Origin of the sequence: Massilia sp. TWP1-3-3 (genome assembly GCF_049897805.1) — a bacterium.
Lineage (GTDB): Bacteria > Pseudomonadota > Gammaproteobacteria > Burkholderiales > Burkholderiaceae_D > Telluria_A.
Window position 1 is genome coordinate 47,343 of record NZ_JAFCWX010000020.1, and the last position, 15,394, is coordinate 62,736.

General features: G+C 63.5%; 12 protein-coding genes. 11 read left to right on the top strand and 1 reads right to left on the bottom strand.

What is annotated here, in order from left to right:
• The first annotated feature begins 1 nt into the window (after position 1).
• From ACP7D4_RS18665 to ACP7D4_RS18695, 7 genes are all read left to right on the top strand, one after another.
• Entirely contained in the window at positions 2 to 922 is a 921-nt protein-coding gene (locus ACP7D4_RS18665) for a metal ABC transporter substrate-binding protein (RefSeq protein ID WP_426106934.1), read from the top strand.
• Positions 919 to 1,728 carry a metal ABC transporter permease gene (locus ACP7D4_RS18670; protein ID WP_426210647.1) on the top strand — a complete coding sequence of 270 codons (810 nt, stop codon included), beginning with the start codon at positions 919 to 921 and terminating at the stop codon, positions 1,726 to 1,728. The genes ACP7D4_RS18665 and ACP7D4_RS18670 overlap by 4 nt, the downstream gene beginning before the upstream one ends.
• 248 nt (positions 1,729 to 1,976) lie before the next feature.
• Entirely contained in the window at positions 1,977 to 3,371 is a 1,395-nt protein-coding gene (locus tag ACP7D4_RS18675) for an SEL1-like repeat protein (protein WP_426210649.1), read from the top strand.
• Between the two features lie 157 nt (positions 3,372 to 3,528).
• Complete coding sequence (locus ACP7D4_RS18680; RefSeq protein ID WP_426210651.1) at positions 3,529 to 4,161, top strand: methylamine utilization protein; 633 nt, start codon at positions 3,529 to 3,531, stop codon at positions 4,159 to 4,161.
• Positions 4,162 to 4,166: 5 nt separating this feature from the next.
• Positions 4,167 to 6,521: a putative bifunctional diguanylate cyclase/phosphodiesterase gene (locus ACP7D4_RS18685; protein ID WP_426210697.1), complete on the top strand. Its 2,355-nt coding sequence runs from the start codon at positions 4,167 to 4,169 to the stop codon at positions 6,519 to 6,521.
• 241 nt (positions 6,522 to 6,762) lie between these two features.
• The gene (locus tag ACP7D4_RS18690) at positions 6,763 to 8,940 is read left to right on the top strand and encodes a prolyl oligopeptidase family serine peptidase (protein ID WP_426210699.1); all 2,178 of its coding nucleotides are present in this window, start codon (positions 6,763 to 6,765) and stop codon (positions 8,938 to 8,940) included.
• 171 nt (positions 8,941 to 9,111) lie between these two features.
• Entirely contained in the window at positions 9,112 to 9,843 is a 732-nt protein-coding gene (locus ACP7D4_RS18695; protein ID WP_426210653.1) for a hypothetical protein, read from the top strand.
• A gap of 88 nt (positions 9,844 to 9,931) precedes the next feature.
• On the opposite strand, the gene ACP7D4_RS18700 is transcribed toward ACP7D4_RS18695, so the two are convergent.
• On the bottom strand, positions 9,932 to 10,507 hold the full coding sequence (locus ACP7D4_RS18700) for a helix-turn-helix domain-containing protein (RefSeq protein WP_426106942.1): 576 nt from the start codon (positions 10,505 to 10,507) through the stop codon (positions 9,932 to 9,934).
• Between the two features lie 208 nt (positions 10,508 to 10,715).
• On the opposite strand from ACP7D4_RS18700, the gene kbl reads away from it, so the two are divergent.
• The 4 genes from kbl to ACP7D4_RS18720 all read left to right on the top strand — a co-directional run bounded on the left by kbl (position 10,716) and on the right by ACP7D4_RS18720 (position 15,384).
• The gene (gene kbl / locus ACP7D4_RS18705) at positions 10,716 to 11,927 is read left to right on the top strand and encodes a glycine C-acetyltransferase (protein ID WP_426210655.1); all 1,212 of its coding nucleotides are present in this window, start codon (positions 10,716 to 10,718) and stop codon (positions 11,925 to 11,927) included.
• Positions 11,928 to 11,976: 49 nt separating this feature from the next.
• Positions 11,977 to 12,939 carry an NAD-dependent epimerase/dehydratase family protein gene (locus ACP7D4_RS18710; RefSeq protein ID WP_426210657.1) on the top strand — a complete coding sequence of 321 codons (963 nt, stop codon included), beginning with the start codon at positions 11,977 to 11,979 and terminating at the stop codon, positions 12,937 to 12,939.
• Between the two features lie 28 nt (positions 12,940 to 12,967).
• Complete coding sequence (locus ACP7D4_RS18715; protein ID WP_426106947.1) at positions 12,968 to 14,365, top strand: L-serine ammonia-lyase; 1,398 nt, start codon at positions 12,968 to 12,970, stop codon at positions 14,363 to 14,365.
• A 167-nt stretch (positions 14,366 to 14,532) separates the two neighbouring features.
• Positions 14,533 to 15,384 carry a substrate-binding periplasmic protein gene (locus ACP7D4_RS18720; protein ID WP_426210659.1) on the top strand — a complete coding sequence of 284 codons (852 nt, stop codon included), beginning with the start codon at positions 14,533 to 14,535 and terminating at the stop codon, positions 15,382 to 15,384.
• Positions 15,385 to 15,394: the final 10 nt, after the last annotated feature.

Sequence of the window (15,394 nt, forward strand, 5' to 3'; positions counted from 1 at the left end):
AATGAACAACATTATCAACAACATCGTCAAACAATCGCTGGTTTCGATTTTTCTCGCCGCAGCAAGCCTGAGCGCGCACGCGGCCGTGAGCGTGCTGGCCTGCGAACCGGAATGGGAAGCGCTCACCGTGGAACTGGGTGGCGACAAGGTTAAAGTAAGCAGCGCCACCAATGCCTTGCAAGATCCGCACCGGATCGAAGCGCGCCCGGGCTTGATCGCGCGCACCCGCAATGCCGACCTGATCGTGTGCACCGGGCTGGAACTGGAAACGGGCTGGTTGCCGGTACTGGTCCAGCAGTCGGGCAATGCCAAGATTGCCGCCGGCCAGCCGGGCAACTTTGTAGCGGGCAGCTTTGTGCCGCGCCTTGACGTGCCGGCCAAGCTGGACCGCAGCGAAGGTGACGTGCACGCATCGGGCAATCCGCACATTCAGCAAAATCCCCATAATATTGCGCTGGTTGCCGCCGCCCTGTCCAAGCGCCTGGCAGAGATCGACCCGGCCAATGCCGCCCACTATCAAGTGCGCTACAAGGATTTTTCCGGGCGCTGGAACGCCGCCATGCTCAAGTGGGAACAGCAGGCGGCGCCGCTGCGCAATGTGGCCGTGGTCGAGCATCACAAGAACATGGAGTATTTGATGAACTGGCTCGGCTTGCGCCAGGTCGGCACGCTCGAGGCCAAGCCGGGCGTCGAGCCTAGCGCGGCCCAGCTTGGGCAATTACTGTCCCAGCTGCAAGGCCAACCGGCGAAGATGGTCTTGCGCGCCGCCTACCAGGATGCGCGCGCGTCCAATTGGCTCTCCGAGCATGCCCGTATTCCCGCGGTCGTGCTGCCGTTTACGGTGGGCGCCGATGCGCAGTCGAAAGATCTGTTCGCCATGTTTGACACCACCGTCCAGCGCCTGCTGGCTGCAGCGAAATGAACGACACGGGTCTGGACTTGATGATCGTGCTGCCGGCCTTTCTGGCCGGCATCCTGGTGCTTGCCACCCATGTTCCACTGGGCGCGCAAGTGCTCAAGCGCGGCATCGTCTTCATCGATCTGGCCATCGCGCAGATCGCCGCGCTCGGCGTCATCATTGCCAGCAGCGGCCAGCTCGACCCCAGCGGCTGGGCGGTGCAGGTGGCAGCCGGCGTGGCGGCGGTGCTGGGCGCCTTGCTGCTGACCTGGACCGAAAAACGCTGGCCCGACGTGCAGGAGGCGCAGATCGGGGTCATGTTTATTTTGGCGGCCACCGCCGGCCTGCTGCTGGTGGCGCACAACCCCCATGGTGGCGAGCATATGCAGGAGTTGCTTGCCGGGCAGATTCTGTGGGTCAGTTTCGGACAGTTACTGATGCCGGCATTGGGTTCGGTCGCGATCCTGGCGATCCTGTACTTCTTCAATCACCGCATGGGGCGTCTGGGTTTCTACCTGGTGTTCGCGATGGCCGTGACCGCCTCGGTCCAGCTGGTGGGCGTGTACCTGGTCTTCGCCAGCCTGATCGTGCCCAGCCTGGCGGTGCGCCATTATGCCGAACCGCGCAAGCTGCCGCTCGCTTACCTGACCGGTGTGGGCGGCTATGGCTGCGGGTTGGTGGCGTCGGTGTTTCTCGATCTTCCGTCCGGTGCGCTGATCGTCTGGTGCCTGGCGTTGCTGGCGATGGTGGTGTACGCATGCGGTCCCAAGCCGGCCCGGGAGGCGGCCAAAGTGGGCGTCAGATGCGACCATGTCCCGATGAGGCACTAACCCGAAACAGGGCCGATGCTGCTCCGGCGCGCCCGATACTTTCCGCATGCAATTGAAACCCCGCCGTGAACACGCACTGCGGGGTTTTTTCATGTGCCATATCGTGCGTGCACGGCCACGCTTTTGCGAACAGTCAAACGCCGTCATTCTTCCCATATTAAAATTTTAGCAATACTTCTCAGCTCGCTTAGTGCCTGTTGCAGCTCCATTAATCCTGCGTTTTTACGGCTTCGCGCCGGAGGATGAGCATGAACCGCCAGAATATATCTCGCGAGAACTATCAGACTTACGTGTGGTTCCGCCAGGCAGCTGAGCGCGGCGACGCATATGCCCAGTTCAATCTGGGCCTGATGTACAAAAAAGGCGATTGCATCGAGCGCGATTACGCGCACGCCTACAAGTGGTTGCGCCAGGCTGCGCTGCAAGGACTTGCCTTTGCCCAGAACCACCTCGGCGCCCTGTATTACAACGGCCGCGGCGTCGAGCGCAGTGATGCCGAGGCCACCTACTGGTTTCGCCACGCGGCCGAGCAGGGCGACGCGTCGGCCCAGCAAAACCTCGGGCAAATGTACAAGAAAGGCCGCGGCCTTGAACAAAACCATGAACTGGCCCTCGCCTGGTTTTACCGGGCGGCCGAGCAAGGCGTGGCCAGCGCGCAAAGCTTGCTGGCCGAATGCTATCTGTTTGGCCACGGCGCGCCGATGAACTTTCCGCTTGCCATGGCCTGGTTTCGCAAGGCGGCGGTGCAGGGCGAAGTGCAGGCCCAGCTCAACCTGGGCTTGATGTACAAGCGCGGGCAGGGGGTTGAAGCGAATGACGCGCAAGCGCTGTGCTGGTTTCGCCAGGCGGCAGCGCAAGGCTGTGCCGGCGCCCAGCGCCAGCTGGGCGTGGCCTATGCCGAAGGCCTGGGCGTGCGCTGCGATGCCTTGCGCGCCTTTGCCTGGCTGCAGCGCGCAGCCGAGCAGGGCGACCGCGACGCCCAGTTCAGCCTGGGCGTGATGCTGGCCAACGGCCAGGGCGTCAAGCAGGATGAAGCGCTTGCCATGGCCTGGTACCTGCGCTCGGCCGAGCAAGGCCACATCCTGGCGCAATACAACTTGGGCAGCATGTACGCCAACGGCCGCGGCGCGCCGCGCGACGAATTGCGCGCGCTGGAATGGTATCGCCGCGCCGCCGACCAGGGAGCACCCAACGCCCAGTTTAACCTGGGCGTTATTTATGCTACCGGCCAGGGCGTCCCCAAGAATGAAGCGCAAGCGGCGCGCTGGTACCGCATCGCCGCCGAGCAGGGCGACGCCAGTGCGCAAAACAATCTCGGCGTCATGTATGCGAACGGGCAAGGCGTTGCGCAGGACGACGCACTGGCCGTGCACTGGTACCAGCAGGCGGCCGAACAGGGCCATGCGCTGGCCCAGTACAACCTGGGCGGCATGTACAGCAGCGGGCGCGGCGTGCCGCGCGACACCGTGCGCTCCTACATGTGGATGCTGCTGGCCGCCGACGCTGGCGACGAAACGGCCAGCGCCAACAAGAGCATCGTCGCGCGCCGCCTCACCCCGTCCGAAATCGGCTCGGCGCTCGACCTGTCGCGCCAGTGGCAACTGAGCCATGCAACGGGCGCCGCCGCCCGCGGCGCGCACTGAGCGGCAGCGCGGGCATGTATATAAAGACAAGGCGTGCAATGTGCCGTGCCGAATTGCCCTGGCGCGATTGAAAGTTCTTCTCGGAACTTTCGCGATGGCGCTACAATAGTCCGGCAGGCAGGCATACCGATGCCATACTTCCACCCGACCGAGGCTCATGAAACTTCCCTTCCGACCCGCCTTGCTGGCAACAATGTGTTTGGCCGCGTACGGCGCCCACGCCGGCGCGCTGACGGTGCAGGTCAGCGACAGCGCCGGCAAGCCGCTCGCCGACGCCGTCGTGGTTGTCGACGCCGAGGGCGGTGTGGCCATGCCGCGCGTGTTAACACCCGGTCAGATCGAACAGCGCGGCCTGAAGTTCCTGCCCTTGGTCACCGTGATCCAGACCGGCAGCCGCGTGTCGTTTCCCAATAACGACAAGGTCAAGCACCATATCTATTCGTTTTCGCCCGCCAAAAAATTCGACCAAAAACTCTATAGCGGCGTGACGGCCGCGCCGCAAGTGTTCGAGAAAGCCGGCCTGGTGGTCTTGGGATGCAATATCCATGATCGCATGGTGTCATATGTGAAAGTCGTCGATTCTCCCTATTTTGCCAAGACCGACGCGGCCGGCGTGGCGCGCATCGAGGTGCCGGCCGCCGGCAAATACACCGTGACGGCCTGGCACTACCAGATGAGCGGCGCCATTGCCGAGCAAAGCGTCGCGCTCAGGAGTGAAGCGCCGTCGGCACTTTCGTTCAAGCTGCCGCTCAAACCGCCGCCAATCGGGGCCGACGCGCAGAGCAACTAGTGAAGATGCGCTTCAACAGCCTGGAAGGGCGCATCGCGACACTGTTTCTGGCCTTGATCATCGTCGTACAGGTGCTCGGCTTGCTGGTAATCCAGCAAGGCATCGAGCGCAATGCGCGCGCCTCCATCGCCACCGAACTCGATAACGGCGAGAAGGTGTTCAGCAAGCTTCTGGAGCAAAGCGCGCAAACCCAGCGCTTTTCGGCCCAGGTACTGGCGCGCGACACCGCTTTCGTGCAAGCGGTCGGCAATGGCGCTGCGAACGACCGCGCCACCATCGAATCAGCCTTGCAAAACAGCGCGCGCCGCGCGCACGCGGACCTGACCATGCTGATCGACGGCGAGCGCAAGGTGAGCGCTGCCAGCGGTATCGCCATGCGCTCGTCGATCGAACATCTGGTCCTCGGCCTGCTCGACCGCGCCGAACAGGCCGACGGCGCCAGCGCCATTGCCGTGGTCGACAACCGCCCGGTGCAGATCGTCGTCATGCCGGTCAAGGCGCCGATCACGATCGCCTGGGTGGCGATGGGTTTTGCCATCGAGCGCGAGCTGGCGGTGGACATGCAGCAGTTGTCCGCCCTTGACGTGGCCATCCTTGCGCGCGCGCCCGACGGGCGCTGGACGCCGGTTGCCTCGACGCTGGCGCCGGCGCTGATGCCCCAGGTGGTCAGCGACTTGCACGCCTTGCCCGGCAAGTCGGCGCGTTCCATCGAGATCGATATCGGCGGCAGCCCGTACAGCGCGCGCCTGGTGCAGATCGGTCCGGATGCGGGCGTCCTGCTGGCGCGCTCAATTGACGCCGCCACCGCGCAGTACGTACGGCTCGAACGCACGCTGGTAGCCTTGACCGTGATCGGGATTTTGGTGGCCGGCGTGGCGGCGGTGCTGACCGCCAAGCGCGTCGCCCAGCCGCTGCGCGAACTGGCGGCCACCGCGCGCCGGCTTGAACGGGGCGACTACCGCGGCCAGATCAATCTGGAGCGCAATGACGAAATCGGCGCGCTGGCCAAGGCCTTTGACAGTATGCGCGACGGGATCGCCAAGCGCGAGCACGAGATCGGCCGCCTGGCCTACTGGGATTCGCTGACGGGCCTGCCTAACCGCGCCCAGTTCGTGCTGCTGCTGGGCGAAGCGCTGACCGAGGCGGGCCGCGCCGGTCACGCGGCGTTCGTGCTGATGATGGACCTGAACCGCTTCAAGCACGTCAACGACGTCATGGGCCACGACTTCGGCGACGAGCTGCTGCGCCAGGTCGCCGCGCGCCTCAAGCTGCACATGGCGGCCGCCGATCCGTCGGCGCACGTGGCGCGCCTGGGCGGCGACGAATTTGCGGTGCTGCTCTCGGCCGTCAACGTGGAGCGCGCGCAATCTGTCGCGGCGGGCATCCTGCAGGTGCTCGAAGTACCGATTTCACTCGATGACCAGACCGTCGACATCGGCGCCGGGCTAGGCATCGCAGCCTTTCCCGCGCATGGCGCCAAAGCCGAGGAGCTGCTGTCGATGGCCGAAGTGGCGATGTACCAGGCCAAGCAGCGCAACGACGGCGCTATTTTGTACGAGGCGGCCATGGACACGGCCAGCGCCAAGAGCCTGGGCTTGTTGAGCGAACTGCGCAACGCGATCGAACGCGACGAATTTCGCCTGCACCTGCAGCCCAAGCTGCGCCTGGACACCGGCGAAGTGGTGGGCGCCGAAGCGCTGGTGCGCTGGGTCCATCCCGAGCGCGGCAACGTGTTCCCGGACGAATTCATCCCGTTTGCCGAGCAGACCGGATTCATTCGCGTACTCACGCGCTGGGTGCTGGAGCGCTCGGCGGCGCTGTGCCGGCAGCTGGCCGAGCAAGGCATCCACCTGAAAATATCGGTCAACCTGTCGACCCGCGATTTGCTCGACCAGGACCTGCCGGCCAAGTTTGGCGAGATTTTGGAGCGCCACAAAGTGGCGGCGCAATCGTTCTGCCTTGAGATCACCGAGAGCGCCATCATGGACGACCCGGTGCGCGCCCAGCTCACGCTCGAGCGGCTCCATGCGATGGGCGTGGATTTGTCGATCGACGATTTCGGCACCGGTTATTCGTCGCTGGCCTACCTCAAGCGGCTGCCGGTCGACGAACTGAAGATCGACAAGTCGTTCGTGCTCAACATGGAGCACGATAGCGGCGACACCAAGATCGTGCGTTCGACGATCGACCTTGGCCACAACATGGGTTTACGCGTAGTGGCCGAGGGGATCGAGAGCGAGGCGGTGTGGCGCCTGCTGGCGGCGTTGGGATGCGACCAGGGGCAGGGCTATTTCATGAGTCGGGCAATGCCGGGCGACGAGCTGGCCGCGTGGATCGCGGCCTGGGTGCCGCCGGTATAGCCACATTTGCAGGGCTCCGCCCAAAAAGTCTCGGCACCCGTGCAGGTCGAAATGCGCTGCGCTTTTCCGTATCGACGGCCTACTGTTCCTGGTTCTACGAAGTATTTTTTTAGCCATGTTGAGCTCGCCCGTGCCGCATTTTCACGTTATCATCTCCCCCGGCATATCGCCAGCAGCGGCAGTCCGCGATCCGGTCTTGCCGTCTTCGACTCTTTACCCAAAAGACGGAAATTTTATGCAAATGAGGCACGTCACCCTGGTCGCCAGCCTGCTCGCCATGCTCGGCACACTCAGCACGTTCAGCGCAAACGCAGTCGCGCAATCCTGCCCCCCGGGCGCGTCAACAATGAGCTATCCGGCGACTCTGAAGGGCACGCAGCAGGATATTTACCACGGCACCACCATCGCCGACCCGTACCGCTGGCTCGAAGACGCCAACAGCGCCGAGACGCGCGCCTGGGTCGAGGCCGAGAACAAGGTCACGCAAGCGTTCCTGGCCCAGATCCCGGAGCGCGAGACCATCAAGCAGCGCCTGACCAAGCTGTGGAACTATGAGCGCTACGGCGTGCCGTACAAGGAAAGCGGGCGCTATTTCTACAGCCGCAACGACGGCCTGCAAAACCAGGCGGTCCTGTACACGATGAAGTCCCTCGCTGACGAGCCGCGCCTGCTGCTCGACCCGAATACGCTGGCCGCCGACGGCACCGTCGCCCTGGCCGGCAGCGCCGTCAGCCCGGACGGCAAATATCTCGCCTACGGCACTGCAGCGTCAGGCTCGGACTGGAACGAATGGAAGGTGCGCGACATCGACACCGGCAAGGACCTTGACGACCACCTCAAGTGGGTTAAGTTCTCCGGCGCCTCCTGGACTGCGGACGGCAAGGGCTTTTTCTACAGCCGCTACGACGCGCCCGACGAAGCGGGCATGCTGGCCAGCGTGAACTACTTCCAGAAGCTGTACTTCCATAAAATCGGCACGCCCCAAAGCGCCGACGTGCTGGTCTACGACCGGCCCGACGAGAAGGAGTGGGGCTTCGGCGGCGAAGTGACCGACGACGGCAAATACCTGATCATCACCGCCTCCAAGGGCACGGCACCCCGGAACCGCGTGTTCTACAAGGATCTGTCGAAACCGGGCAGCAAGGTGCTGCCGCTGATCGACAAGTTCGAAGCATCGTACGACTTTATCGACAACGACGGCGCAGTTTTTTACTTTAAGACCGACAAGAACGCCGCGCGCGCGCGCGTGGTCGCCATCGACACGCGCCACCCGCAGGAAGCTTCCTGGAAGCAGGTCCTCGGGGAGTCTGCGCAAACGCTGGTGGGCGCCAACCTGGTCAACAACCAGATCGTTGCCGAGTACCTGGCCGACGCGCGCAGCATGGTCAAGGTGTTCGACCGCAAAGGCAAGCTGGTACGCGACATCACCTTGCCCGGCATCGGCACGGTCAGCGGTTTTGGCGGCAAGCGCAAGGATGGCGAGACGTTCTATTCGTTCACCGGTTTCACCAACCCGACCACCATCTACCGCCTCGACATGAAGAGCGGCGCAAGCACGGTGTTTCGCAAGCCGAAGGTCGACTTCGACCCGGCCGGGTACGAAACGCGCCAGCAGTTCTACACCAGCCGCGATGGTACCAAGGTGCCGATGTTCATCGTCTCCAAAAAAGGCATCAAGCTCGATGGCAGCAATCCGACCTACCTGTACGGCTACGGCGGCTTTAACGTCTCGATCACGCCGAGCTTTTCGCCCGCCAACCTGGCGTGGATGGAAATGGGCGGCGTGTACGCGGTGGCCAACCTGCGCGGCGGCGGCGAATACGGCGAAGCCTGGCACGAGGCCGGGACCAAGCTGCACAAGCAGAACGTGTTCGACGACTTCATCGGCGCGGCCGAATGGCTGATCGCGAACAAGGTCACGTCGCCCGCCAAGCTGGCGATCGGTGGCGGCAGCAACGGCGGCCTGTTGGTGGGCGCGGCGATGACGCAGCGTCCGGAGCTGTTCGGCGCGGCCATCCCGCAGGTGGGCGTGCTCGACATGCTGCGCTTTCACAAGTTCACCATCGGCTGGGCGTGGACGTCCGACTACGGCTCGTCCGACAACGCCGACGAATTCAAGGCGCTGGTCAAGTATTCGCCGCTGCATAACATCAAGCCTGGCGTGTGCTACCCGGCCACGATGATCACGACGGCGGACCACGATGACCGCGTGGTCCCGGCGCACAGCTTCAAGTTTGCCGCGACCGCGCAGGCCGCGCAGCCAAGCGGCGGCGCGCCTATCCTGATCCGCATCGACGTCAAGGCGGGCCACGGCGCCGGCAAGCCGACCACCAAGGTGATCGAAGAAGTCGCCGACCGCTGGGGCTTCTTGAGCCGCACCCTGCAAATGGCGGCGCCGGCCAAGGTGGCCGCGCAGTAAAGAGCTGTGCAACGACGTCGCCTTCGCGGCGACGTCGTGCGCGTGGTGGATTCAAGCGCGGCGGTATCATATTTCGGTACGCAAGGTCGCCTTGCAAGGTACGCGCGGCCCTCGGGTATCGTCATCAAGCCTGGCCGGTCACACTGGGGTTTTTCAACGCCAAGGACCACCATGCCGCTTGCCCCTGCCAGAGTGCACCTCGCCCCGTACCTGGGCTTTGCCTTGATTGTCGCGCTGACCGCTTTCGGTCCCATCGCACAAACGGCCAACTATCACGACTTTGCCGACCAGCGCACGCTCTTTGGCTTGGCCAATGCCGGCGACGTCTTGTCCAACCTGGGTTTTCTGCTGGTAGCCATGGTTGGCTTTGCCGCGCTGCGCCGCGCGCGCCGTGACGATCCGGCCCGCCTGGCCTACGCGGTGTTTTTCGGCGCCATCGGCGCGACGGCGCTCGGGTCAACCTGGTATCACATGGCGCCCGACAATGCACGCCTGGTGTGGGACCGGTTGCCCATCGCGCTCGCATGCGCGGCCTTGCTGGCAGCGGCCGTGCGCGACGCCTATCCGAATACGAAGACGCAACTGCCGCTGCTGGTGCTGACGGGCTTGGGGGCGCTGAGCGTGTTCTGGTGGTCATGGAGCGGCGACTTGCGCTTCTATCTGCTGATCCAGGCCGCGCCCCTGGTGCTGATTCCGGTGCTGCAGTGGCAGTCCGGCGCGCCGATGGCCCAGCGTACCTTCTTCTTTGTCGCGATAGGGTTGTATGTGTGGGCCAAGCTGTTCGAAGTGGCCGATCAGGCGGTGTTTCAGGCGCTGGGCTTTGTCAGCGGACACACGCTCAAGCATCTGCTGGCGGTGGCTGCGGCCTTTGTGCTGGCCTTTGCATTTGCCAGGCGGCGCTAAATGTCACCTTGTGCCGGTGACGCGGCATCGCCCCAAATGTAGGGTGGAAAAGGCCGCAGGCCGCATTCCACCACGCGTCGCCAGCGACCTACCGGTGCACAACCACCAGCAAGGCCTTGGCCTCGGTCTTGCCCGCATTGCGCAGTACGTGGTTCTGGTCGGCCGGATACCTGGCGGTGCCGCCCACCTTCAGCTTCTTTTTCTCGACCCCGACTTCCACTTCCAGTGTCCCGTGCAGCACCGTCACGTGCTCGGTCGTTCCCGGGTCATGCGCCTGCGACGCTAGTTCGCCCCCTGGCGCGAGCGTGAGCTCATACCATTCATACTTGCCGGCCATCTCCATCGGCCCCAGGATACGCAGCACGTAGCCCGCATGCGCGCCCGGCAAGGTGGGCGTTTCATGCGCGTCGAGCACGCGGATCGTCTCGGCCGCGCGCGTACCAGACGAGAGCAGCTCGCCGATCGCCACGCCCAGCGCATTGGCCAGGCGCCAGGTGATGGCAATCGTCGGATTCGCTTTCTCTCTTTCAATTTGCGACAACATCGATTTCGACACCCCGGCGATGCGCGACAAGTCCTCCAGCGTCAAACCGCGCGCGAGGCGCAAGCGCTGCAGCGTTGCGCCCACTTCAGGAGGAGAATTGGGACCGAGCGTGATATTCATGATTTTTGCCAATTCATAGGTGCGAGACAACTAGGTGCGAAACCCGGTGCGAGACGAAACAAACTGATGCTTGCCAAGTTCAACGGCCTTGGGTAATATCCACTATATTGAATTTTAGTTCGATATCGCGGAATTGCCATCATAGTGCGATCACGGTACAGCATACTGCAACAGTCGGTCAAGCCGGCAACCACAGACGAGGGACAAGATGAGCGATCAAGCGAAAAATGCATTTTTTACCGGCCTGCAAGCCAACCTGGACACGCTGCGCGGCCAGGGCCTGTACAAGCCTGAGCGCGTGCTCGCTTCGCGCCAGGGCGCCGAAGTGGTGGCCGACGACGGGCGCACCCTGATCAATATGTGCGCCAATAATTACCTTGGCCTGTCGGGCGACCTGGAAACCCAGAAGGCGTCGATCGAAGCGACCGAAAAATACGGCTACGGCCTGTCGTCGGTGCGCTTTATTTGCGGCACCCAGACCGTGCACAAGGAACTGGAAAAAGCCCTTTCCAGCTTTCTGGGCATGGAGGACACGATCCTGTACGCGGCAGCGTTCGACGCCAACGGCGGCCTGTTCGAGCCGCTCTTCGACGAGAACGACGCCATCATCTCCGACGCGCTGAACCACGCATCGCTCATCGATGGCATTCGCCTGTGCAAGGCGGGGCGCTATCGCTACGCGCACAACGACATGGCCGACCTTGAAGCGCAGCTCAAGGCCGCCTTTGATGCGGGCAAGCGGCACAAGGTCATCGTGACCGACGGCGTATTCTCGATGGACGGCACGATCGCGCGGCTCGACAAGATCTGCGACCTGGCCGACCAGTACGGCGCGCTGGTGATGATCGACGAGTGCCACGCATCGGGCTTTATGGGCAAGACCGGGCGCGGCACGCACGAGCACCATGACGTGATGGGCCGCATCGACATCATCACCGGCACGCTGGGCAAGGCGCTGGGCGGCGCGATGGGCGGCTTTACGGCTGCGCGCAAGGAAGTGATCGACACGCTGCGCCAGAAGTCGCGCCCCTATCTGTTTTCCAACACGCTGGCGCCATCGATTGCCGGCGCCTCGCTGTCGGTGCTCGAGCGCCTGTCCAAGTCGACTGCGCTGCGCGACCGCCTGCACGAGAACACGGCCTACTTTCGCAAGGAGATCGAGCGCATCGGCTTTACCATCAAGCCGGGCACCCATCCGGTGGTGCCGGTGATGCTGTTCGAAGCGCCCATCGCCCAGAAATTTGCGGCGCGAATGTACGAGCTGGGCGTGCTGCTGTCGGGCTTTTTCTATCCGGTGGTACCGATGGGCCAGGCCCGCGTACGCGTCCAGCTATCGGCAGCCCACACCCGCGAGCAGCTCGACATCGTCTTGAAGGCCTTTGAACAGGCCGGGCGCGAGCTGGACATCCTGAAGAACTAAGTAATGAACTAAGCATTGCTACACGCATCAACAGATCGGAAAAAATACCATGGAACGCATCCTCGTAATTGGCGCCAACGGCCAAATCGGCAGTGAACTGGTGGGCGCGCTGGCAGACCAGCATGGCGCGGCCAACGTGATCGCCTCCGACATCGGCGCGCTCAACGTCTACCAGGCGGCGCGCTACACGCGGCTCGACGTGCTGGACCAGGCGCGCCTGGCGGCCCTGGTGGAAGAAGAGGGCATCACCCAGGTCTACCAGCTGGCCGCGCTGCTCTCGGCCACCGGCGAAAAAGCCCCGCTCAAGGCGTGGGAACTGAACATGGACGGCTTGCTCAACATCCTGGAAGTGGCGCGCCTGCGCGGCGAAGCGGGCAAGCCGCTGCGCGTGTTCTGGCCGTCGTCGATCGCCGCCTTCGGCCCCAACACCCCGGCCCGGAACACGCCCCAATTTACGGTCATGGATCCAACCACGATCTACGGCATCAGCAAGCTGGCCGGCGAACGGCTGTGCGAGTACTACTTCACCAAGTATGGCGTGGACGTGCGCAGCATCCGCTACCCCGGCATCATCAGCTTCAAGTCGCCCCCGGGCGGCGGCACCACCGACTACGCTATTGCCATCTTCCACGCCGCGCTCAAGGGCGAAAAATACGATTGCTTCCTTGGCCCCGAGACCACGCTGCCAATGATCTACATGCCCGACGCGATTCGCGCCACCATCGAATTGATGGATGCACCGGCCGACAAAATCGCCGTGCGTTCGGCCTACAATGTGGCCGGCGTGTCGTTCAACCCACGCGAGCTGGCCGCCGCGATTACCCTCGCCGTACCAGCGTTCACGATCGGCTACACGCCTGACAGCCGGCAGGCGATTGCCGCCACCTGGCCGCAAAGCCTGGACGACAGCACAGCAGCAGAACACTGGGGATGGAAAGCGGCGATCGGACTCGAACAGCTGGTCACCGACATGCTCGCAAACATCGACGTCGCTCTGGGCCAGGCCGCCTGACACGTTTCACAAAAACCTGGAGAACCCGATGGACATGAGCGTATTTGACCTATTCAAGATCGGCATTGGTCCGTCGAGTTCCCACACGGTGGGGCCGATGCTCGCCGCGCGCCGCTTTCTGCTCGAATGCGGCCCGCTGGACAACGCCGTCGGCGTCGAAGCGGCTCTGTATGGTTCGCTCGCGCTGACCGGCGTGGGCCACGCCACCGACAAGGCGGTCATCCTGGGCCTGATGGGCGAAACGCCGCAAGGCATCGACCCTGAAGCGGTGGAAGAGCGGCTGGCCGAAGCGGAGATGGATGGCGTCATCAAGCTGCTGGGCGTAAAAGACGTGCCGTTCACGGCCAAGGCCAACCTGTTGTGGAACAAGAGTTCGAGCCTGCCGGAGCACCCGAACGGCATGCGCTTTACGCTCAGGCTGGCCGACGGTTCGGCCATCGAGCGTATTTTCTATTCGGTCGGCGGCGGCTTCATTCACGCCGCGGGCGAATCGCACGCGCGCCAAAGCGGTTCGGGCGGCGAGAACCCGATTCCTTTTCCCTTCGATACCATGGACCAGCTGCTGGCCCATGGCAAAGCGACCGGCAACAGCATTGCCCACATGCTGCGCGCGAATGAACTGGCGCGCATGGGCGAAGCGGAGCTGGACGCAGGCCTGGACAAAATTTGGGACGTCATGCACGCCTGTATCGCCCATGGTCTGGTGACGGGCGGCCAGCTGCCCGGCGGCTTGAACGTCAAGCGCCGCGCGGCCAACCTGTGGAAGCAGGCGCAAGACGCCAAGAACAGCGACAACCGCGCCAACGACCTGCCGCACGACGCGCTGCACCAGGTCAGCCTGTATGCGATGGCCGTCAACGAGGAAAACGCGGCCGGCGGGCGGGTGGTGACGGCGCCGACCAACGGCGCGGCCGGGATCATCCCGGCGGTGCTGCGCTACTATGCCGAGGACTGCCGGCCGAGCGACCCGGTGGCGGGCGTACGCGCCTTCATGCTGACGGCGGCCGGCATCGGCATGCTGTGCAAGAAGAACGCATCAATCTCGGGCGCCGAAATCGGCTGCCAGGGCGAAGTGGGCGTGGCCTGCGCGATGGCGGCGGCGGGCCTGGTGGCGGCACTGGGCGGCAGCAACGAACAAATCGAAAACGCGGCCGAAATCGGCATCGAGCACCACCTGGGCATGACGTGCGACCCGATCGGCGGCCTGGTGCAGATTCCCTGCATTGAGCGCAACGGCATGGGTGCGATCAAGGCCATCACGGCCGCCTCGCTCGCGCTCAAGGGCGACGGCACCCACTTCGTCAGCCTGGACGACGTCATCGAAACGATGCGCCAGACCGGCGCCGACATGCAGGATAAGTACAAGGAAACGTCGCTTGGCGGCCTGGCCATCCACGTCGTCACCGTCAACCACGCCGCCTGCTAAAAAACAACATCTCCCCCGGGGTCAGTTCCCCCATTACGACACGAGCTCAACTGCAAACAGCTGAGCTCGTGTCGTAATATGGGAGAACTGACCCCGCGGGAGGGACTTGTCATTGCGCTTGAAAGCGGTTACTTTTGGCAGCACCGACCGCACCGATTGAGGATTGCATGTTTTTCTTCCGCTGGCGCCTGTTTCTGCTGATTGCAGCGCTGTGTGCGCCGTCAATCGTCGCCGCCGAGGTGGTGGTGCGCTATCCGCGCCCGGAAAGCGCGCCCGACGAGCGCTCCTATTACCCCTTGCGCCTGCTGGCAATGGCGCTTGAGCGCGCCGACATCGCCTACCGCGTCGAGCAGCACCCGGTGCGCATGCTGCAAGGACGCGCGCTGCTGCGCCTGGAAAACGGCGACGGTATCGATGTCGTCAGTACCATGACGTCGACCGAGCGCGAAGCCAGGCTGCTGCCAATCCGCATTCCGCTCGACAAGGGCTTGATCGGCTGGCGCCTGCTGCTCATTAACAAGACGCATGCGTCGACCTTCAATGCACTGCGCAGCATCAACGACCTCAAGCGGCTCACGGCCGGGCAGGGCAGCGACTGGCCCGATACGTCCATCCTGCGCGCCAACGGCTTGAACGTGTACGGCACGTCCAATTACGCGGCGCTGTTCAGCATGCTGGAAAGCGAACGCATCGACTATTTCCCCCGCTCCGTCACCGAAATATGGGCTGAGCTCGCGCTCTACCAGCAGCGCTTGGCCGTCGAACCTTCCGTGGTGCTGCATTACCCGACCGCCATTTATTTCTTCGTGCGTCAGGGCAACACCCAACTGGCTGCCGATATCACGGACGGTCTGGAAAAAATGATCGCCGATGGTTCGTTTGAAAAGTTGTTCCAGCGATACTATGGCGCCACGATCAGGAAAGCGGCCCTCAAAGAGCGCCGAGTCTTCGAGCTGAAGAATCCGCTGATGCCCAAAGACATGCCCATCGGCCGCAAAGCGCTGTGGTTCCACGAATAATTCGGAAAAA